Annotated in this window: 16 protein-coding genes and 1 tRNA gene; 3 read left to right on the top strand and 14 right to left on the bottom strand. The window is 42.0% G+C overall.

Features of this window, described 5'->3' with window-relative positions; genetic code table 11:
- Positions 1-2 precede the first annotated feature (2 nt).
- Genes IK012_RS08780 through IK012_RS08770 form a run of 3 tightly spaced genes read left to right on the top strand, consistent with a single transcriptional unit; the run spans position 3 to position 3,779 of the window.
- The gene (locus tag IK012_RS08780) at positions 3-1,781 is read left to right on the top strand and encodes a hypothetical protein (RefSeq protein ID WP_290953275.1); all 1,779 of its coding nucleotides are present in this window, start codon (positions 3-5) and stop codon (positions 1,779-1,781) included.
- Between the two features lie 24 nt (positions 1,782-1,805).
- On the top strand, positions 1,806-2,813 hold the full coding sequence (locus IK012_RS08775) for a glycosyltransferase family 2 protein (protein ID WP_290953272.1): 1,008 nt from the start codon (positions 1,806-1,808) through the stop codon (positions 2,811-2,813).
- Positions 2,814-2,834: 21 nt separating this feature from the next.
- Complete coding sequence (locus tag IK012_RS08770) at positions 2,835-3,779, top strand: glycosyltransferase (RefSeq protein WP_290953269.1); 945 nt, start codon at positions 2,835-2,837, stop codon at positions 3,777-3,779.
- On the opposite strand, the gene IK012_RS08765 is transcribed toward IK012_RS08770, so the two are convergent.
- The 14 genes from IK012_RS08765 to IK012_RS08700 form a co-directional block, all read right to left on the bottom strand.
- Positions 3,760-5,031, bottom strand: a complete 1,272-nt coding sequence (locus IK012_RS08765; protein WP_290953266.1) for a glycosyltransferase family 1 protein — start codon at positions 5,029-5,031, stop codon at positions 3,760-3,762. The genes IK012_RS08770 and IK012_RS08765 overlap by 20 nt on opposite strands.
- Positions 5,019-6,287: a glycosyltransferase family 1 protein gene (locus IK012_RS08760; RefSeq protein ID WP_290953264.1), complete on the bottom strand. Its 1,269-nt coding sequence runs from the start codon at positions 6,285-6,287 to the stop codon at positions 5,019-5,021. Before IK012_RS08760 ends, IK012_RS08765 begins: the two co-directional genes overlap by 13 nt.
- On the bottom strand, positions 6,281-7,522 hold the full coding sequence (locus IK012_RS08755) for a glycosyltransferase family 1 protein (protein WP_290953261.1): 1,242 nt from the start codon (positions 7,520-7,522) through the stop codon (positions 6,281-6,283). Before IK012_RS08755 ends, IK012_RS08760 begins: the two co-directional genes overlap by 7 nt.
- Complete coding sequence (locus IK012_RS08750; RefSeq protein WP_290953258.1) at positions 7,522-8,295, bottom strand: glycosyltransferase family 32 protein; 774 nt, start codon at positions 8,293-8,295, stop codon at positions 7,522-7,524. The genes IK012_RS08755 and IK012_RS08750 overlap by 1 nt, the downstream gene beginning before the upstream one ends.
- Before the next feature lie 3 nt (positions 8,296-8,298).
- Complete coding sequence (locus IK012_RS08745; RefSeq protein ID WP_290953255.1) at positions 8,299-9,633, bottom strand: ATP-binding protein; 1,335 nt, start codon at positions 9,631-9,633, stop codon at positions 8,299-8,301.
- 92 nt (positions 9,634-9,725) lie between these two features.
- Entirely contained in the window at positions 9,726-10,472 is a 747-nt protein-coding gene (locus tag IK012_RS08740; RefSeq protein ID WP_290953250.1) for a hypothetical protein, read from the bottom strand.
- Positions 10,469-12,145 carry a hypothetical protein gene (locus IK012_RS08735; RefSeq protein ID WP_290953247.1) on the bottom strand — a complete coding sequence of 559 codons (1,677 nt, stop codon included), beginning with the start codon at positions 12,143-12,145 and terminating at the stop codon, positions 10,469-10,471. The genes IK012_RS08740 and IK012_RS08735 overlap by 4 nt, the downstream gene beginning before the upstream one ends.
- An 85-nt stretch (positions 12,146-12,230) precedes the next feature.
- Entirely contained in the window at positions 12,231-13,694 is a 1,464-nt protein-coding gene (locus tag IK012_RS08730) for an LTA synthase family protein (RefSeq protein WP_290953244.1), read from the bottom strand.
- 104 nt (positions 13,695-13,798) lie between these two features.
- Positions 13,799-15,793, bottom strand: a complete 1,995-nt coding sequence (locus IK012_RS08725) for a hypothetical protein (protein WP_290953242.1) — start codon at positions 15,791-15,793, stop codon at positions 13,799-13,801.
- A gap of 10 nt (positions 15,794-15,803) precedes the next feature.
- Complete coding sequence (locus tag IK012_RS08720) at positions 15,804-17,969, bottom strand: hypothetical protein (protein WP_290953240.1); 2,166 nt, start codon at positions 17,967-17,969, stop codon at positions 15,804-15,806.
- Positions 17,956-19,767, bottom strand: a complete 1,812-nt coding sequence (locus IK012_RS08715; protein ID WP_290953237.1) for an LTA synthase family protein — start codon at positions 19,765-19,767, stop codon at positions 17,956-17,958. The genes IK012_RS08720 and IK012_RS08715 overlap by 14 nt, the downstream gene beginning before the upstream one ends.
- Positions 19,768-19,829: 62 nt before the next feature.
- Positions 19,830-20,312, bottom strand: coding sequence for a type II secretion system protein (locus IK012_RS08710; protein ID WP_290953234.1), 483 nt, complete (start codon positions 20,310-20,312; stop codon positions 19,830-19,832).
- A gap of 317 nt (positions 20,313-20,629) precedes the next feature.
- Entirely contained in the window at positions 20,630-21,424 is a 795-nt protein-coding gene (locus IK012_RS08705; protein WP_290953233.1) for an Rpn family recombination-promoting nuclease/putative transposase, read from the bottom strand.
- Positions 21,425-21,573: 149 nt separating this feature from the next.
- Positions 21,574-21,646, bottom strand: a tRNA-Glu gene (locus IK012_RS08700).
- Between the last annotated feature and the right edge of the window lie 66 nt (positions 21,647-21,712).

Genomic DNA, 21,712 nt, shown 5'->3' with positions numbered 1-21,712 from the left:
GCATGATACTTCAGCCAATATTATTCCCCCGTGAAGATATTTGTACAGAAACGGAACTGTATTACAGATCCAATTCGAAGCAATTTGGCTGTAATTTCTTTTTATCGCCTCATCAAACAATTTCCTTTGACACATATTTCAACAGTTTTTCAATAGAGAACTGGAAAGAGTATACATCCATAACAAATCTCTTTCTTAATCTAAAAATTCAAGGAAGATGTTTTATTGAATTATTTGAAGCGACATTGGTCAATGGAACGATCCAAAACCGCTTACTTGCAACTCACGAAAAAAACGAAATCGAAGAATCCATAACAATTTCATTTCCCGACATAGCGAACATTCATGGAATTTGCTTTTTTACTATTTCTTCTAAAGACGAATCATGTCGCATAATCGAAGGCTTTTATGGCACCAGAATCTATTCCGATTCTACAAACTCTATAAAAATCGGCATTGGAATATGCACATACAAAAGGGAATCTTTTGTTTTAAAAAATTTAAAAGCAATTCAAGACACAATACTTGACAATCCGCAATCAGAACTATACAACAAACTAGATATAATCATTTCTGATAACGGGCAAACGTTACACAATTTCAACTACCATCATCCCAAAGTCCAAATTTTTCCAAACATTAATGCCGGAGGTTCTGGCGGATTCGCAAGATGCATGATTGAGGCCATTTCTCATAATCTAGAATTGAACCTCACTCACTTCATCTTGATGGATGACGACATTTTACTAGATCCCGCCGTTTTAGTAAGGACATTTTGTTTTTTACGTTGTCTCAGAGTGAATTTCCGTACAAAAATACTTGGTGGAGCAATGCTTAAATCGGAGAACATGTCCGAGCAAGCCATTAATGGCTGTATTTGGAGCCCAACAGACGGAGTCCGTTTTAGCAACCCCAACAGCAATCTTTCAAATGTTTCAAGCATTCTGAAGAATCTTAACAACAAAGAACCCAATTTTGCGCCATGGTTCTACTGCTGCATTCCCATACAATATATCAGAAAGGACAATCTTCCATTACCGTTTTTTTTTCAATACGATGACACCGAATTCAGTCTAAGAGAATCATCCACTGTAATTTTATTAAATGGAATTTCCGTCTGGCATTCTTTTCTCAGCAAAGACAATATGTGCAAGCAATATTGCTCCTACAGGAATAGCAGAATTCTAAAGCTGCTAAAAAAGACGCCCGGAAAAATTCTTGCCACAAAAAAAGAGATGACGTTGTCCTTTATCAATTTAGTCGGGACATATCGTTATCTTGACTGGATTGCTCTATCACAAGCAGAAATTGATTTATGGCAGGGTACAAAAAGTTTAAAAAACAAAAAAACAATAGTATTTTGTCAAAAAGCAATAAAAACGTCTTATCCTCAATGTGGAGCCAATAAAATTTCCACTAAAGCAACGTCTTTCTCCACTAAAAAATCCGACGATAAGACTTGGTCTTTTTTAAAGAAAATCTTTTTTGCGGCAAATATATTCAACACACTTTTGCCAAAATTAAAAAAAGATGTAATAGTTTTGGATTCCAATGATTTGACACCCGATTTATTTCGATTAAAAAAAATTATATATTTTCGACAAAACGAAGACATATACACAATCTATCAAAGTAACTTTAAATTATTCCTCTGGAGTATTCTGCAATTCACAAAGGTCTTATTCCATTTAAGGCCATCAGAGGCAACTTTGCAAACCAAACTACGTAAAGAAATCCGCTTCATAACCAGCACCGATTTTTGGCAATCATATCTAGTATAAATCCATTCAACATAAAACAAAAAAATGCCCGCTCCTGTTGTTTCCGTCATAGTACCAAACTACAACCATGCTCCTTTTCTTAGGCAGCGTTTGGAATCTATATTCAATCAAACATTTCAGGATTTTGAAGTTATTATTTTAGATGATTGCAGCACGGACAATAGCAAAGAAATAATTGAAGAATACCAAAATCGCCCCCAAATCAGCCATATAATCTACAACGAAATAAACAGCGGCTCCCCATTCAAACAATGGGCGAAAGGATTTAAGCTGGCCCAAGGAAAATACATTTGGATCGCAGAAAGCGATGATTGGGCTGAATTAAATTTTTTAGATGAGATGGTCTGCTGTTTAGATAGAGATTCATCTTTAGTTTTTGCCTTTTGCGAATCTTATTGGGAATACACCACCCAAACTGTTCCTGGCACCTATCTTGCAAGAGACACATTTTTTAGGGGCTTTACATTTTTAAAGAAAAAACAAATTTATTTCAACAACATCTACAACGCCAGTTCAGTTTTGTTCCGAAAACAATCTTTAACCAGCATACCCAAAGACTACCAAGATTTCCTTGGATCCGGAGATTATCTTTTTTGGAACTACTTGTGTGAAACAGGAAACCTGTATTACATATCCAAAAGACTAAATCATTTTAGGCGCCATTCCACAGCAACAACAAGCAAAAGTTTTAGCACGGGAATAAACTTTATTGAGAACCATCGTATTTACGAGTATTTCGAAAAAAAAGGCTTCACATCCAGATTAGCCAAATTCCGTATCGTTGATAGCGAATTATCCCAAATAGAACGAAACAAGCAAGACCTGATTCAAGCCGGCAGCTATACAAAATGTAGACTGTTATGGGAAAAAGAACTCAAGCCATCCGGATTAACATCTGTTTTTCTTTTATGTTGGGCACGGCAAATAAATAAATATAGCGGTCTACCATTCATTGTTAAAGTCTGGAAATTTTTCCATCTACCCAATACGGATTTTAGAGAAAAATTTCACCAAAAATTTGATAAACAGTAAAAAGCAATATATTTGGGCCATATGACACAACCTCTTGTTTCCATCATCATCCCTATTTACAAAGTTGAGCCATACTTGCGACGCTGTTTGGACTGCATCGAAAATCAGACTTACACGAATTTGGAAATCATTTTAGTAGATGACGGATCCCCAGATGCTTGTCCTCAAATCTGCGACGAATACGCAGCAAAAGACAATCGCATTGTGGTAATACACAAAGAAAATGGCGGTTTATCTGATGCAAGAAATGCAGGGTTAAATATTTGCACTGGAGAGTACATATCCTTTATTGATAGCGATGACTGGGTGGACAACGAATATATTCGTTGTCTAGTAGAAAACGCTTTCTCAACAAATTCAGACATCACAATCATCAACCACGACTTGGTGTGGGACGACCATCAATTAGATTCTGAATTTTTTGAAACAGGCATTATTGACGGAAAAAAAGCCTTTCGAAAAATCATTCTTTCACAAACGATACATTTAGGAATTTCTTGGGCGAAGCTCTACAGCAAACGGCTCTTTAAGGATATTAGATTTCCCAAAGGAAAAATCCACGAAGACGATTTCACAAGTTACAAATTAATATACGAAGCAAACAGAATATGCTGCGTTGACCGCGTTCTCTACCATTATTATCAGCGACAAGATTCTATCACCAAAACAGATTTCCTTTACAACTACATAGATGTTGTACACGAACAGCTCTGTTTTCTTTTAGAAAAGAAAGAGCTCGAATTAGCCGTTCTCGTTTCAATAAAATTAAGCTGGCATTGGATTAACAAATATACATCCGATTTAAACAACGACGAATATTTCTCAAAGGCTCTTACATATTTCTCGAAACTAAAGGAACTGCCTAAATTTCATATAATACAGAGAACAAAGTTAACCTTAGCCATAAGATTTCCCAAATTATATGCCATTTATGCAAAAAAATTAATCAAAATCCGCTCTCAATAAAGGCAACAATCTCTTCTGTCGTTTTTTTCCAAGAAAACAGTTTTGCGCGCTCCAAGCCCTTTCTTCTATTTTCTTTTCTCAACGCCTCATTGAAATAGTATTTCTCATACGCATCAATATGTTGCTCGTCACTATCCCAGTCAATCATTATCCCCGCATCACCAACAACTTCTGGCAAAGACGAATTATTACTTGTGATTACAGGGCAACCACATTGCATCGCCTCCAATGGCGGCAGGCCAAAGCCTTCATATTGGCTTGTAAATACAAACCATTCAGCATTACCATATAATATTGGCAAATCCACATCATCAACAAAACCAATTGGCAAAACAGAGCCGTTGCCAACAGACTCAATTTCACTTTTCATCTTTTGGGCAATAGTGGTGCCTGCACCACCCCCTAATACAAAAATAATATCATCTAATTGGTTTTTATTCACAAATCGCAGAAAACACGATACTGCACGAATTTGATTTTTTCGAGGTTCTAGAGTACATAAACTAAAGAGATATTTTTTCTCTTTGGGGATACCATACTTTTCTTTTACAGAATTTAACTTAGCCTCATCTTTTTCAACTTTATATTTTTCCGAAGCCGCCAAAGAAAGAACATGCAATTGTTCCGATTTTAAAATAGGAAAATAGGCAAGAAAGTCTTTTTTCGTCGCATTAGAAACAGCAAAATATGCATCTTGGTCATTAAACGAGTCAATTAAAGTTTTAAACCAGCCCGTTCGTGATTGTTCCTTGTATTCCTCTAACAGAATCGGAATAATATCATGAAGAACAACATAGCTTTTTATTGCCGTTTTTTTCAGTTCCTTAGGTGGCGCTTGATTCGGGGAAAAATAGACACAATCACTAGGACTATATTTTGAAAAATTATATTTACGAATACACAAATGAAGTATTTCAACAAATCTAATGATTACATACAGGCATTTCCGTATTATTGATATTCTTGAAAAAATTTTTCTTGCATATTTTAAATTTTTCCGAAGTTTATAAAAAGCGAAATCTAGTGACGAAGGCTTTTCAAACATTTTTAGGGAATAAAAATTTTTTTCTCGTAAATAAAACAGGTCCACAGAGTCTATTACAGTCGGCAATAAAATAACGTCAACATCTAATCGTTTGCTTAATTCCCTTAAAATGTTTTGGGCAACAAAAAAAACACCACCTCGGCTTCGCGTGTCGATTATCCCTCGCACCAACTGGGTAACGTCAAAAAGAATTTTTATTCTTCGCATTGTCGATGTTCCATAACTGAAATAATTTGATTAACAGACTTTGTCCATGAAAATTGTTCAGCTCGAGCCAACCCTTTCCGACCATACTCTTTTCGCAATTCTTCATCAAAATAATATTTCTCGTACGCCTCAACATGCTGTTCTTCACTATCCCAGTCTATTGTAAGTGCAGCATCACCAACAACCTCCGGCAAAGAAGAATTATTACTCGTAATTACAGGACATCCACATTGCATAGCCTCAAGAGGCGGGAGGCCGAATCCCTCGTATTGGCTGGTATACACAAACCATTCGGCATTACTATACAATATTGGCAAATCTTCATCATCAATATAGCCCGCACGTACAACGATTTCAGGATCCCAGTTCACGCCCGCTTTTTCTAATTCATCAATAAATGTTGTCCAAGCGGCACCACCCATAACCCAAATAATGTCCTTGGCGTCATTCTTTTTGACAAACCGCAAAAATGTTCTAACTGACCTTATTAGATTCTTTCGCGGTTCTAGCGTACACAAGCTAAACACATACTTCTTTTCAACGGGAATATTGTACTTCTTTTTTACCTTCAACAAGGTATTTTCATCGCGTATTGGAAAATAACATGAGTCCGCAGCCAAATGAATCACAGTAGAATTGGCTTTTGTGACAATAGAGAAAAAAGATTTAAAATCATTATATGCACTGGCAGAAACAAAAAAGAACGAATCTCCTTGGCACGAAGTTTCCATAATTTTCTTTACCAAAGGCTTCCCATAAGGATAATATTTCGGGAACTTCAAAGGAATGGCATCATGCAACAAAACAAATGGTTTCAAATGAGGGAATTTTCTTACAAATTCAGGGATTCCATATATGGGTGAAAGAAAACAATCCGATTTTTTCACTTCATCTTCATTGACTTTTATAAAAAGTTTAAAGATCCACTGCGAAAAAAAATATCCAGCAGCAAATATTTTTCGAAAATACAAATGCTTGTAGAAATGCGAATATTTTTTCTTGAAAAATGAATATACTTTCTTCAAAAAATAAAATCTAGAAAAATCTTGAATATAGACTGCTTCGGGCAAAAGTTCTTTTTGCAACCGACAACCTTCAGCATACTCTTCAGGATTGACATAAAGACGTAATCTAACATCTTGACGTTTCTGCAATTCCTTCAAAATATTCCATGCAACAAAAAAAACCCCGCTTCGGTTGTCATCTTTATAAAAAATATTCGCTATAATTGTTGCATCGTAGATGATATTCAACATATTTCGTAACTCTCGTCAATAGTTGAAAGAATTTCTTTTGTCATTTTTTCCCAAGAGAACTGCTTAGCGCATTCCATGCCCTTTTGGGCATAATCTTTTCGCAACGTTTCATCAAAATAATATTTTCCATAAGCATCTACATGCTGTTCATCGCTATCCCAGTCAATTAGCAGTCCCGCATCACCAACAACTTCCGGGATAGAGGAATTATTGCTGGCTATTACGGGACAACCGCATTGCATCGCATCCAAGGGCGGGAGGCCGAAACCCTCGTACTGGCTGGTAAAAACAAACCACTGAGCAAAGCTATAAAAAATCGGTAAATCTTTGCCATCGACATAAGAACGATACAGGACCAAATCATCATCTCTGTTATCAGAACTGCCGGCAACCACCAATACCAAGTCATCAATTTTGTTTTTTTCCTTAAAGGCCATGAAAGACCGAACAATTCGGTCACTATTCTTCCTTTTGTCTTGGGCCCCAATAGAAAAAACAAAATTCTTCGACTCCGGAATTCCGTATTTTTCTTTCAAGCACTTCAACTCTTCCAAATCCGAATGTCGACAAAAAAGCTTGTCGCTAGCGCAATAGGTGACCTTCACCTGCGAATCCCTTATTTTTTTGCTATAGCCGCAAAAGTCCCTTTTTGTATTCTCGGAAATTGCGAAATACGTATCATTGCCGTTAAGCGTCCGCAGCAAATAGGCAAACCAACCCCACCTCATCATCTCGCGGTTGTGGAACAAGACCGGAATCAAGTCATACAGGACTATAAATTTCTTTATGGATTTTCGCCTATTGATAAACCAAGGAGCCGATGTACGCGGTGAAAAGAAAACTGTATCCTTATCGAACTTACAATTGAAATTGATTACGGAATACAACAATGTGGAAACCACGGAGAAAAATGCTATCAGCGCAGAAAACAAGATCCTTTTTACGCAACCGCACCCTTTTTCAAGCCTCTTTTTCCTGCAACAGACAACAACAGAATGCAGCCTAGCGGACAAAGCCGACGCCTTTTTATAAGGCTTCGCATTGATACCTAATTCCGAAACAACCCGCTGAAGTCCAGCTTCTTTGAAGGTGGAGGCGAAGAGGATAATCTCAGATTGGCTCTGCCGGCACATTTCGAGCAAAAGATTCCTGGCAACAAAATAGATACCACGACGCTCTTCAATCATGTCGTTTCCATCAACAAGGACTGTTGCGTCAAAAAGAATCTTTTTCATCACGCCCTAATCTTGCCAAAAATTTTCTTCAACGTACACCAAAGACCTTCATATCTTATATGGATAAATATAGCCAAGAAGGAGCTCAGCACATCCCCGAAGCCCTCTCCAAGCACCTTGCAGAGCTTAGTTCTCAACGCCACATGTTTCTGCTGAGCCAAAGAATGCCACGATCCGTTGAAATGGTGGATGCTGTAGGTGTTCCCCGTAATATGGAGTTCCAGCGTCCGCGTATTCTTGGGACTAAAATAGTCCATCGGCAGAACATCCAGGTTTTCACCTTTCAATTGGCGAGCGAGGATTGTCGGCAAGGTCGTCGTATTCAGATTTCCACCCGCATCAACAAAATCTAGACGCTCATAAAAATCCATAACCTTTTTCAGGAAAGGAAGCCCCTTTTCCGCACCCATCGTTGCGGCCTCAATAGAATTCCGATTTTCGATGCGGTCGGGAGTATGTTCCCTTCCAAAGAAGTATGACCGGTCCAGCAGGACATCAAAGGGCTTCAGCACCTCCACGTCGCTATCCAGATAGATGCCGCCATAATTGTAGAGCGCATAGAGCCGTATGTAGTCGGCAGCGAAGGCCCATTTTTTCGCAGCACAGGCCTGTTCCACCCAGGGCACGGAATGGATGTCGAACCGGCTCATGTCCCAAAGCATGAGTTCATAATCCGGAAGTTTCTCCTTCCAGCTCTGCATACAGCGTTGCACCAGTTCCGGGTACGGTTCGCTGCTCAGCCAGCAGTAATGGATTATCTTGGGGATAGCCATAACCTAAAAATCCACCCCCGAAAGATATCTTTTTAGTAGAAATGCACAAAAATACGGGAAGGTGTATATATTGTTCTGGAAACCGATGTTCCCGGCGGTAAACTTAATTCCCGTCGTTATGTCTGGGTAAGCATCGCTCTTGACCAATGTCGATAGCGATTTTGCCGTTCCTGCCTTAGCTTTGACTTCCACCGGTACAAGAGACTTCTTCGTGCGCACGAAGAAGTCCTGTTCCAGAGTAGAGTTCTCTCTTTTGTAATAGAAAAGTTCGTATCCCTGCTTGTTCAAAATCTCGGCAACGATATTTTCGTACAAGGCTCCCTTGTACACATTCATGTTCCGGTTGGCGCGAAGGTCTTCCTGAGATTCGTCATCGAGGTTCGCGATAAGCAGTCCGGTATCCTTAAAATAAATCTTGTACTTTGATTCTTCGTAGTTGCCTTTCAGCGGGAGCTCTGGCGTATGGAGGCAATGGCAAACGTTCACCATTCCGGCATCGCACAGCCACTCTATGCATCCCCAGTAGTCCTTGAACTTCGCTCCGCTCGCCACCTTGGATATCTGGAATTTCTTGTTCTCTTTCGCCAACTGCACGGGGATGTTATTGAACACGTTCAGTACGCGGGTCTTATCTATGCCTTCAACATATTTCTTGATATCTTCCTTGTAGTCGGCGACGAGTGCGCGCTGGAGTGAGAGGGACCCTTCAAAAGTCCCCTTTTCTACATACGAACGAACAACTTCGGGCATCCCGCCGAGCAGGCAATAATCCATGAATCTTCCGCCGAAAACATTCATGTCCGTTTGGTTGAAGGGCTTGGCCGACAGCATGTGCGACAGCAAATCCTCGACAGCATCGGTTCCATAACCCACGGCCCAAAGGAACTCCTCGAAATCCATGGACTGCATCTGGTATTCCGATTTGTAGCCAACGCTGTTGCTTTCGATTCGTTTGTAGTTGATGCCTAGCATGGAGCCGCTGCAGATCACGTCAAAACGCTTGTCCATGCAGAACGACTTTAGCGAAGTCGCAATTTCCGGATAATCCTGGATTTCATCAAAAAGGATAAGCGTCTTTCCAGGTATAAACCTTTTTTCGGAATCTATGCGTGAGATATTCTTGATAATGTCATTGACGGTATAGCCGTCTTCGCAGATGCTCTTGTACTTCTTCTCTAGGACGAAGTTGATATTGATAAAATTTTCGTAATTCGAGGAAAAATGCTTGACAGACTCGGTCTTTCCAATCTGACGGGCCCCCTTGATTATGAGGGGCTTTCTATCGGCGGATTTTTTCCATTCATCCAGGAAATAGTCTAATTTGCGTTTGAGGTACATACCCTAAATATACACCATTTTATAAAAAATGAGCGAAATTTTCGCATTTTTTACTAAAAAATGAGCGAGTTTTAACAAAATTCCCCTAAATTTCAATTCAGCACAACCGCAGGAACCCAGTGCGTAAAGCTCTCGCGGCGGATTTTCGGGTCGCCGAGGGTGGGCCGGTGCGTTCCCTGCACTATGAACTGCACTTTGGGATATTTCCGGGCGACTTCGGCGATGAGATTCAGCGTGATGCGCAACTTCTCCCTGTCCCCGTCGCGGCTGCCTTGCGTCGTCAGCGCAAGCGTCTTCACGGTCCCGAAAAACAGGGCGGAATCCAGCGACGTAATCATCGAACTGTCGGAACACTTCTGGCAGAAAACGCGCGCGGAATATCCCAGCGAGTCGATATAGAGGTTGCGCCCGTACTCCAGGGAATCCCCGCCGAAAAGGTACAAGCCGTTCGTGTCGTTGGTCTTCAACTCGGCGAATTCCGCATGCCTCGTGCGGTTCACCAGCCTGTAATGCAAGTATTCCTTGTGCGGCACCTCCTTAAACGCGGAGAAGTCCTTGCGCAGGAGCGCCGTATCAAAAGGCACGCCCCAGGCATCCACCAATATGTTCACCGTTATCCGCGACGTATCGGCAAACCGCCTAAAGAGTTGGCCCTTGCCAAGCAGTTCATAGTTGTCCGCATATTCCGCCGTCAGCGAATCCGCGTCGACACGGGGCTGCATGTGCCACGGCTTGTAGGACGGCTTGATATACTGGGCACTAATCAAATACGAGAACACGACCGCAAAGGCGACGAGCACTATAAAAATGCCGAAACCGATTTTCTGGAAAATCGTCATGGTTCACCCCCTTCGCGGCGGTACTTCACCAGGCGCATGTCCCCGAACTCCCTCACCGTCCGCATAGAGACCGAGTCATGGTAATGGACACGGTAGAAACGGTTGAATCTGTGAAGCGTGTCAGTCTCCAGCACATACACGTTTTCCTTGACGATATCCCTTATGGGGTTCTGCACGCCGCGCACCCACATTTCCTTCTGCATGCCGGGCAGGTTCATGTTCCAGTAACCGAGCGGAATGATGTTGCCCCAGCTGCTCGGGGCAACCGCCCTGTAAGGTGGGTCCCTGTAGGTCGCGAGGTATTTGTAGTCATTGAAATAGAGCAGGAACACGTCGTCGGGATGCGCCCGCACATACTGGTCAAATTCGCTCCATTCCGTAGACATCTGCGGAATACCGAAAAGCGGACGGTTGTTGTCGACGCCACGCTGGCCCGACAATGCGAGCACCAGGCTGCCAAGCGCCATAAGCCAAATCAGGGAAGGCAGCCTGCCGATGTTCCGGCCCTTCTCAAAATATTCCTTGCGCATCATCGGAATCGCGCAGACTATGGCGTAGAGCCATATCCCCGACTCCACGTGGTAAACCACCCGGTTCACGTACAGCAGGTAGCCCATGCAAAGGCACAACAGCGCAAGCGAGCCCCAGGTGTACCAGTTGGCGCGTTTGGGGATAAAGAAGAAGAACATGAAACAAAGTACAATCCAGCACCAAGCATTCGCCTGGAAGAACGACTTCGCCACAACGAGGAAAAGCGCCGCCGGCATCCTGGCCGGATTCACCTCGTAGCGGTTCCTCTGGACGATGCCCGCAATCGGCTTCAGGCTATCCAGCGAGAACACTTCGGTGTCGTAGAAAATCCAACTCCGGAGGAACCTAAAATCGCGCCCCTGCATCTGCCGTTCTTCCAGTTCGTCGTAGGTGGCGTCGACATCGTAATTGTCGCCGTCGCCAAACAGGGCTCGGCTCCACTGGTATTCGCGGTAATAAGAATATTCCTTGTCCTCGAACAGGCCGTTGTTGAAGTTCTGCAACAGCTGATAGGCGCATACGCAGGCCACGAAAACCGCGATGGTCGTCTTCATGATCTTGCGCGTTTCGAAGAAATTCAGGGCCAGCACCGCCGCCAGGAAGGGCACCCCCAAAAGGAATCCTTCTTTGCGGAACACCATGCCCGCGACAAAGAACAATCCGCCCAGAACAATCCAGGCCTTGCGGCGTTCCCCGTTGCCAAAGTAGAACAGCAAAATGGCCGCGGCCGTCGACGCCGCAGCGCACTGGGTAAAGGCCGCCTGCAGGTAGAAATCCGGAGCGAGGCACGCAAGCAAGAATACGGAAAGAGCCACCCCCAGCTTACCGCCCACCTGGCGCAGCATGAAGTAGACGAACACCGTAAACGCGGCAAACGCGCCCAGCAGTTCAAAAATAAAGTACCAGCCCACCTCCGGGAAAAGCGCATAGAACGGCTTCAAGAAGTAAGCATAGGCCCCGTTCACGAAAAGCGTATGCGGGTCGAATTCACCGCCGTAGGCCCCGGTGATTACAGCCGACATGAAGTAATCGTCCAAGGAGCCCCTATGGAACCCGCAAACCGCAAGGCAAACCAGTAAGAAAGCCAAGTTCAGGCAGAATGCGCAGCAGAAGGAACTCTGTGGAAGATTCTTTAACTTCATTAAACCAAATATACGTTTAAACTTTTTGTTTTAATTTCTCTTCTTCGAAAAAAAACACTACATAACGTCTGACTTTCAAAAAGATTTAATCCCAGAACGATTTGTATTTCGTTCCCTTCCTTTTTATTAAAGCATTAAGAGAATCTTTTCCATATTTTTCGATTAAGGTTTTCTCTTCAGAAAATAAAGAACGGCCCAATCCCAGCGCGCGACCTTCAACTTTCACACCCATCGCTTCCAGAATCGTCGGAAACATGTCAAATGAAGTAAATTGCCTATCCCTACTCGGAACAGAAGCTATTTCTGAATTCACAAAGAAATCTACCCAATAACGTTCAATTTTTTCTTGGGGATAACCTACCACCTCCGGAGCAATCATTGCCGGATGATCGCCCATAACAACAATGGTCGTATTTTCAAACCAATCCTGTATTTTTGCCCATTCGACAAAATCTTTTATATGTTTCGAAGCGCATCGTAATGCGAAGGGATATTGTTGTTTTCTTTGTATGTGCAGAGGAATTTCAACACAATTGGAGTCAATCCGTCCATATGGACCATGAGTGTCCATGGTAAAGAACCAAAGCATCCATGGTTTATTCTGTTTTCCTAAATCATTAGCAATATTTTTCACCTCGTTATATAGATCCGCATCCTTTATACTTTCAAAAAAAGACTTGTCCGAACGAAAAATATTCTTCTTTAAAAAATGTGACAAATCATAAATGTTTTTCTTTTCAATGCCGTGCGAATTAGCAAAAAAATCCATTGAAGCAAACGCAATATCCGTTCCTTGAACCAATTTGATTTCATATCCATTTTTTTGAAGAACATCTGTTAAACACACTGCTTTTTTTAGATAATTTTCTATTCCATGCCTATTCCGACCTATCGGTTCTTGCAATGGGATTCCACACGTTTTTGCAATCGTTTCCGCCATCGTCCATCCCGTTCCTTCTACCGTCATCCCTCCAGGTAGAAAAGACACATTTGCTTCAATCATTTCTGTTATATCTGGGATTAAGTTATCTTTGAGACTCCCTCCATTTTTTTTATCTTGAAAATTGCCTTCAACTGACTCCAAAAACACTAAAATAAGATTCCTCTTTTTGTCAAACGTAACGGGAATGGAATCTGGATGAACATAGTCTTCTTCATACAATGAATTATAAATTGGTTCATCATTCAATAAAGCCCCATAGAATTCTATGTAAGACATCAACGGAAATTTATGTATAGTGGGAAGCCAAATAATTAAGCAAAATACCGCAATGCAAATTATTACCGGTTTGATGAGTTTTTTCATAAAAGTCCGCAAATCAATGGATTTTTTTTTGCAAGAAATGTGCAAAAAGAATACTATAATCGACACAATAAAAGCAAGCCCCCAAAAAGTATTTTCAGCGGCAGTTTTCAAACATGGTTCTAGAAGCAACCACATAAGATTTGTGGTCCCATCTACATTGTGCGTAAGAGTAAAAACAACAGCATCGAGATTTTCCAGAGGAAAGAAAGCCATTAAAACATCAATACTTTCAAAAAGGAACATTCCAACAAAGCAAAAGATTGTAAGGAAGACCAATCCAAAAAATTTCAAATACCTTCTCATTGTGAAAACCTTTTACTTTTTTATACCTATCCGTAAAAAAAACGTCAATTACACCCATATAAATATATATACTTACTCTTCACAGTAAGAAATAGAGAATCCAGCCTTAGCAAAGGCATACTCGCATAATCCGAGACAAAATGTGTAATATCATCAATGTCGCACAAGAAATTCACGCGAGCCAATAAAGTATCAGGATTCGCATAGACTTCAGCTATTCTTTGGGTATAATTACCCCAATTACCCAAAACAGTATCACCCAAAAGCAATGCATTTTTGCGAGAACGGGCCTCAAGAAACTGTCCTTTGTAAAATAGTTCTCCAATATTAATGGTTTCGTCAGCATAAGTCCCAGTCAAGAACTTGAAACGAGACTGCAAAGGGGATTCGCCATTTTCTACAAACAAAATTTTTCCTCGATCCTGAATTTGAGGGAAAGCTGTCTGATCAAAGAATGCGTCCATTTGTTGCTCATCCAATATTCTTGACTCACTGCGCACATCCCATTTGGCAAAGTCCCAGACCGCAAATGTCGCAATCATCAGCACAAACGGAATCCACAACACGCTCTCCCTATGACTTCTATACAAATATGTAACGCAACCTATAAGGATGAACAAAATGACGAGGAAAAGAGTGCTCTGAATACCAGGACCAAGCAATGGAGACGCCTGCAAGCCAGACAAATATTCCGCAAGCGAAATAACAATTGCACAGACAATCAAGATATCCTTAAGCAAGCCATCTATAGACGGGAGCAGATACAATACAATGGCAATGATAGGGAGAATCGTTAAATCGCCATTAAACAAAGAAAGACCAAAGGCAATAGCTAACCAAAAACGACGTTCCACAAGACATATCAAAGCAAGTAGACCTAAAACAACTTTGTGGACAGGAGCCAACATTGCAGGCAAATCCATAAGATTTCGAGCCAAGCCAACATTTCCAACATTCTGTTCCAAAGCCAATTGCACCATATTGTGCAAGAAAGCCGATGCAACCAAAAAGATTAGAGCAAAGACAAACGCAGCCCGCGCAAGCCTCGGCCTCGCATTCAACCACAATGAAATCGATGTGGGGTTACGGAAATAATCCCACAGACACAAAGCCGAAATCGGGACCATGGGGATAAAACCTAGCCACAAAACGCGGTAGGGCTGCGCCTGGACCAGCAGTTCGTGACGCAGGGTGATTCCTGCATACTGCCAAAAGACACCTATAAGGCAAAGCCAGAAAATAGCATACGCAAATCTGGAAACGGCAAGATTCCTGCAAAATTTCCAGACAACCCACCAAAAAACAAGAATTGTCGCATAGAATATGGCGTCTTCGCCCGTTGGTGTGAATGGAAGGCTTTGGCCAAACCAATCGTTTGGATAGAAATCTAAACGGCCCATGTGCAAAAAAGCCGTAAAAAGAGCAAAAACAGCCACTATCAATAATGGCAAACGAAGTTTGGGGTAATGGAGAAGCAGCCAAAGTGGTATACCCCACCCACCCATCAACGGGTGCAATACGGACGCCAACAAGAACATCGCTAAAGACACATAGCGGTTTCTAGACCACAAAAAGGCTAATCCCAAAAGAATAAAAACTTCCGCAGCGAATCTAGCGACCAAAATATGATCAATTATCGGGAAATAAGCTCCACTCCCATACTGCTTATTGGTAAGCACAACAAGGCATGCAATAAAGGTGGGCAGAGCCCATGTTGGGTGTCCCCACAATTTCGTCCAACGTACAAACAACGTTATTGCTGCCACCCCCCACAAGATTTCAATCAAAAAGACTGCAACGACTCCCCCGCAATTGACTCCAAACATCTTAAAAAAGATTGCCATTATCGGAGAAAAAACGGTAAAGCTATCCTGATTCCCGAACATGAACGGGACATCGTTTACAAAGCGCTCAGGATGCAAGAAATGAACCACTTGCAATAGGTAGCGACCTGCATCCTCAAAATATCCGTAATAACGGAACAATACAAAGAAAAAGGCCAAACCAGCCGTATAGATAAACCATTTCTTTTCTAACAAGGAACGCATCTTATTTACCAGGGCATCCGTACAGCCATACATTTTTTTGTTTTACATCTAAGTATACAGAATCCTGTTTAGAGAGAGGCATATTCGCATAGTCCGTAGCGAAATGCGATATTTCTCCTGCACCACACAAATAATGAACACGAGCAAAAAGCGTATCTGGGTTTGTATAAACCTTATAGATTTCTTTTTTAAACTCGCCTAAATGAACCATTTGCGATGATCCCGTCAACAAAGCACTTCGGCGGCGGTTAGATTCCATAAACTGTTCTTTATAAAAGACTTCACCCACATAAATAGACTCGTCAGCATATGCCCCAGTCAAAAAGTTCATTCTAGATTGTATAGGCGTTTCGTAATCAACGGTAAAAAGGAGTTTGCCGCGATCTTTCACCTGTGGGAATATCGGGGTCTCAAAAAAAGCGTCCATCTGTTTTTCGTTCAAAGCCACAAATTCATTTCTAGAATCCCATCTATAAATATCCCACGCAGAAAGTGAAACAACCAGCACCAAAAACGGCACTAGCGCATTACGACTATGTGCGTCTTTTTTCAGAACCATAATCCAACAAGAAACTGCGAATAATACTACAAAAAGGAGGATGCATGCAGCCGCAGCGTTTTCAAGAGGCTGCATTTCAGTAGAATTGGACTTGTACAAAGAACTCAATAATTCAAAAAAAGAAAAAGAAATCGAAAAAGCCAACAAAGCTTTTTTTATTGAAGAACTCAAATTGGGCAAAAGACAAAGAAGCAACGCTACGATAGGGAGAATTTTCAGGCATCCACAACCAAAAGCAATAGCAAAGATTAATGCATATCCGTATTTTTTCTGCGATACGCATATCAAAGTAAAAACAACCAATAAAATTTTTTCAACAACGGACAGGTAAGAGGGAATACACATCCACGATACCGCCATATTCGTATTTCCGATTCCTTGCTCTACAGACAATTGAACAAAGTTACAGAACAGAGAATTCGCAAGTAAGAACACAAAGCCAAAGACGAACAGCACCTTCACCCAAAGAGCTGGCAATTCAACAACATTCCTATTCCCTATAGGGGAAAATACCAGGACAAGGCATGCAAACAAAAATACAGACCACTGGCACCCGGCAACCGCGCACAATCCCAATACAAATCCAGCATAATCGCGAAGATTCAACTTTTCGCAATTTATTAGGCAGCCACGAACATAAATCGCAAATACAGGAATTACAGAAATTGCGCAGAGCCACTGAGCCCTAAAAGGCTGCACTTGGAACAACAGAATGTGTTCCATATAAGACCCTGCAAATTGCAAATAGAATCCTATTAACGATACCCAAAATAGGCTCAGAGAGAATTTCGCAAAAAATCCCTCCTTGAAATGCCGGGACATGGCCACCCAAAATAGCAACAGACCAGAATATAAAAGAACATCACCCCATCCCGGTCTAAAAAAGATGGGATTCCAATCATCGGGATAAAAATCGAATCGTCCTATATGCAGGAATCCGCTCAACGGAGAAAGAAAAGCCAATACAATCACAGGCATTCTAAATTTGGGGAAATGAATAAACAGCCATAGGGGAAGTGCCCACCCACCCATCAATGGATGCATCAATGCAGCCAATACAAAAAGAGCCAACGATATATATCTACTTTTGCTAAAGAGAAATGCCAGCCCCATTACGACCAATACTTCGGAAGCAAGCCTAGCAACAAGAACTGGCTCGAACATGGGCAAATAGAAACCGGCAGGCCCATACTCCTTATTCGCCAACAAAGCAAACATTAGGATTGTCACAGGAAGCGACCATGACACGGCATTAACCGATTTACACCATTTATATACCAACGTAATGATAGCCGAGCCTAAAGCAACCTGCAAGAACAACGTCGCAACAACCCCGCCAACATTTACGCCCAGAATTTTAAAAACAGCAGCAATAATAGGCGAGAAAAGACTGAAAGAATCTTGATTGCCGAACATGAATGGGACATCGTTTACGAATCGTTCCGGCTGCAAATAGTTCATCACCTGCAACAGGTAGAGTGCTGCATCGAAATCATAACCCTTATACCGAACAAAAGCGAAAAATAGAACTATGCCGGCCAGAAAGATAAACCATTTCTTTTCGTAAAGGGCATTCATAAAACAGTTTTTCCACTCATTTTCTTTCACCCATCAAAAAATAATCGTATTGGATGCTTCGTTCCCGCAGTAAACTGTCCAAGCTTTTTCGTCCGTACATTTCAAGTAATGTCGGGCTGTCAGCATAAAGCGAGCGCCCCAAGCCAATGGCGTGTCCGTCCAACGCATACCCCATAGACTCTAATATCGTAGGGAACATATCCAACGAAGAATATGCACGTCCTTGCCGATAGACACCCTCGTTGCCCGTAACTGAATTGATAACAAAATTTGTCCAATAGAGGCTGTCCGATTGAGATACTCCTGCTTTTGTGGATAAGAGGGGAGCGGTATGATCACCCATTACGAAAATCACAGTTTTATTGAACCACGGCTGTTCTCGCATCCAATTTATAAAAGACTCCAACTGCATAGACGCGCAGCGTAAGGCTTCTGGGAAATAATTTAGTTTGATATCTGTAATGCCGATTTCTTTCAATGCAGCCCTACACGAGTCATCTAGATAACCTCGAGGCTGATGCGTATCGATAGTCAACATATAAAGAGCAAAGGGCTTTTTTAAATTCGCAAGACTATCCAGTTCTTCTTTTGCCAAATGGTATAATTTTCGGTCTTCGAATCCCCAGAATACTAAGTAATCTTCCGGAATTTTGCCTACAGACTTGTAATGTTTTATATCGTGAACATCGACATTTCCATGAGTTTTCCAAAAGTCTCGTTTCTGAGTAAAATCTCCGTTAGTCCCCTGTATGTATAGCTGATTATACCCCTTTTCAGCCAGTACATTCATCAAACATTTTGCATACGGCACATGCGTAGGAAGCGGTCCGAAATATTCTTCGATACCCATGGGCATATTTAGGGGAATTCCGCAAAGTTTTCCGGTAAGCCCAGCAATAGTCCAACCCGTTCCTGAAACATTTTGTCCGCCAGGCAAAAAATCGAGTGATTTCTTTTCTAGGTCAACAATTTCTGGTGTATAGTGAGCAAAATTTTTTTCCATTGATTCCAGGAAAATAACAACAAGATTCATCGGCTCGTTCTGTGTTTCTATTTTAACAGAATCGGGATGAATGTAATTGTTGCGGTAAAATTCTGAATCTACAGGCCGTTGAATCAGCAACTTAAACGGATCGCTCATGACGATTCCTGGTAATACGAGAAGGAGTATTGTGGCATATATGCCGAAAATGGTCATCAAAGCCTTCTGAATTTGCCAAAGAATCTGTAGGCACTCGCCTCGATTAAAAGACAACTTAAAAAAGGAGAACCTTGCTTCATAAAAGTTCTTCTTTTTAGACAATGCAAAAGACAATACCAGCTGGGCAAGTAGAACCGCAACAAGAGTGCACAAAACAGGGATTATAACCTTGTCTGTAAAAGTGGATATTACAAATTCTTCAGAACCCTCATTATCCCCTGCAAATACAGTAAAAAGGACCGCTTCTACATTAGAAAGTGGAAAAGTATCAATAGCCCATGGAACAGCAAATATTATACAGAGAATAATGCATGCGAAAATTTCCGAGAATAAAAATTTTGTCAATGGCCGCGAAACGCACGAGGTATCTACAGGAACTCTCCGGAAAGAAACCACCAGCAGACTTAGACAAACAGCAAATGCCGCACCCACATAAGAGAGGAAATACGGGAAAGGACCACCCATAACCCCATAGTCATAGTCATAAAAAAAGACATACAGGATGATAGGAGCGCACACCAGTGCAACCAAGCGCTTTTTTAGCGGGTTTCTGCAAACGGCAGGCACAACAACAGAAATGCACAAAGCTATGATAAAATGAATAGAATAAAAAGACATTTCTTCCATGCAACCTAATGAAAAACCGACCCCAAATGGAGCCGGTTTAAATTATTCTCGTTTAAACAATACTAGTCTTTAGCAAGTTTCACGAAGGAAGTGGTGAGGCCCATGCATTCGGCACGACCCGTTCCAACAGCAATGGAAGCCTGGCCAGCCTTAGAAGAGCCTTCAGATTGCACCGTTGCAGTCAACTCCCAACCGACGCCTGCTCCAGACAAGCAGTCATCCAACTTATGACGGTTTTCCGCAGACCAAGTGCCCTGGTCGCCGTCAAGACCACCAACATAGATGAATTCGTTAGATTCGAAGGAGCCAGAGGCCTTCTTGTCACCCGGAGCGGTGTAACCAATCTGGTTCCAGTCACCGGCTGCATAAGCTTCCTGAGCATAAGCTTCAATCATGTTGATCCAAGTACCGGCGGCGGTCGGGACTTCAGAGGCCTTGGACTTGGCGATCATGCCGAACAGTTTCGGCACTGCGACGGCGGCGAGGATGCCCATGATCACGATCACGACCATCAATTCGATAAGGGTAAAACCTTGTTTCTTCATAGTGTACTCCTTGTTGTTTGTGACACACTTGTTTGAGCAACATTGCTCGGTTAACAATCCTAATATACACACTTTGATTCAGAAAAGCAATAGGTTTGTCAAACTTTTGTCACGATTGTGTCACAACGCACACAAGAAAGACGAAGAATTGCTTTTTTCAATCAAAAACGCCATATTAGGAACGTTTAGGATGATTACAATTATACATTATTTTTCCAAAAAAAGGGGGGGATAGGCATTTTTTTTATTCCAATATGGAATAATTTGTTCCTATTTTTGTCACGATTGTGTAAAAAATCGGTTTTTTACCAGGTTCGCTACAGTTTTCCAAGCTCCCGAAGCATCTTCTCGTACTTATCAGCACGAGCTTCCGCTTCATCAGCGCGGGCCTTTTCTGCATCAGCCTTTTTTTGGATTTCGTCAGCACGCTGGCGCTCAAGCTCAACGGCGATGTCTATTTCCTCTTGCCATGTCATGTAGCGAATCCTCGTGTTGCTGTCCGTCTGGTACCACTTCACAAGCCTGTCGATGTCCTCGGTTGCTGGGGTATTCGCCTTGTTGGTGGCAAAATACTCCATGTAATCCCGAATTGCCTTCTCAGCGACCTCACGGTACTTACTAAAGATATAAAAATTTTTGAAGGAGAGATCGCCCATCTCTATTTTCGGGTCATCGGCCTCAAAGTTTTTGAATCTGTAGACAGCACGATCCTTCCCAAAAATGTCTTCGGGACAAAGGAAGATGATGTAAAGTTCTTTAAGGTTGAAGTATTTTTCACCTCTGCACAGAGCCTCGCTGTCGCGCATGGCCTGGTAGAAGCGAGCCCGCTTGGGGATTTCGTGGGTGTCCTCAATCTGCATTTCGATATCAAAGCTGCGGATAATTTCGCCATTGGGGCCGCTTTCCTTCACAAAAACATCAAAGCGTACACCCTTACTAACAGGACTAATCTCGATGGTCTTTTCCGGTTCGGGATCGCGGAGTTCATGAATCTTGATGCCGAGAATTGCTTCGAGGAAGGGCTTAGCGATTTCCTTGTGGCTGAACACCATCGCAAACATGAACCTGTTGGTGATGGTCAGTTGCTCGAAGGGAGTATTTTTTGTTTCCATAATTCATATCAGACGGGAACGCCCCCGCGTAGGCAGACAGGGAAAATCCACCATCTATACTTATAAACGGTTTCGCGGCAAAAATAAGCCAAATTGATACTTTTTTTTGCAACAACAAAAAGGACCCGCTTTCGCGAGTCCTTTTTGTATACCCCCAAGCGGTTTCGAACCGCTGTTGCGGGAATGAAAATCCCGAGTCCTGGGCCACTAGACGATAGGGGCGTCTTGGTAGGGCCAAATATAGTTATTTGGATTTTTTTGTAAAGGGTGTTGCAGCGATTTTTTTAT

This window comes from Fibrobacter sp., from assembly GCF_017551775.1.
Lineage (GTDB): Bacteria > Fibrobacterota > Fibrobacteria > Fibrobacterales > Fibrobacteraceae > Fibrobacter.
The sequence above is the reverse complement of the archived record's forward strand: the minus strand, read 5'-3'. Positions and strand labels throughout refer to the sequence as shown.

Bases quoted from the DNA above. Each gene is read 5' to 3' on its own strand.
- IK012_RS08780 (WP_290953275.1), top strand. From the start codon at position 3: ATGATACTTCAGCCAATATTATTCCCCCGTGAAGATATTTGTACAGAA.
- IK012_RS08775 (WP_290953272.1), top strand. From the start codon at position 1,806: ATGCCCGCTCCTGTTGTTTCCGTCATAGTACCAAACTACAACCATGCT.
- IK012_RS08770 (WP_290953269.1), top strand. From the start codon at position 2,835: ATGACACAACCTCTTGTTTCCATCATCATCCCTATTTACAAAGTTGAG.
- IK012_RS08765 (WP_290953266.1), bottom strand. From the start codon at position 5,031: ATGCGAAGAATAAAAATTCTTTTTGACGTTACCCAGTTGGTGCGAGGG.
- IK012_RS08760 (WP_290953264.1), bottom strand. From the start codon at position 6,287: ATGTTGAATATCATCTACGATGCAACAATTATAGCGAATATTTTTTAT.
- IK012_RS08755 (WP_290953261.1), bottom strand. From the start codon at position 7,522: ATGAAAAAGATTCTTTTTGACGCAACAGTCCTTGTTGATGGAAACGAC.
- IK012_RS08750 (WP_290953258.1), bottom strand. From the start codon at position 8,295: ATGGCTATCCCCAAGATAATCCATTACTGCTGGCTGAGCAGCGAACCG.
- IK012_RS08745 (WP_290953255.1), bottom strand. From the start codon at position 9,633: ATGTACCTCAAACGCAAATTAGACTATTTCCTGGATGAATGGAAAAAA.
- IK012_RS08740 (WP_290953250.1), bottom strand. From the start codon at position 10,472: ATGACGATTTTCCAGAAAATCGGTTTCGGCATTTTTATAGTGCTCGTC.
- IK012_RS08735 (WP_290953247.1), bottom strand. From the start codon at position 12,145: ATGAAGTTAAAGAATCTTCCACAGAGTTCCTTCTGCTGCGCATTCTGC.
- IK012_RS08730 (WP_290953244.1), bottom strand. From the start codon at position 13,694: ATGTTCCTTTTTGAAAGTATTGATGTTTTAATGGCTTTCTTTCCTCTG.
- IK012_RS08715 (WP_290953237.1), bottom strand. From the start codon at position 19,767: ATGGAAGAAATGTCTTTTTATTCTATTCATTTTATCATAGCTTTGTGC.
- IK012_RS08710 (WP_290953234.1), bottom strand. From the start codon at position 20,312: ATGAAGAAACAAGGTTTTACCCTTATCGAATTGATGGTCGTGATCGTG.
- IK012_RS08705 (WP_290953233.1), bottom strand. From the start codon at position 21,424: ATGGAAACAAAAAATACTCCCTTCGAGCAACTGACCATCACCAACAGG.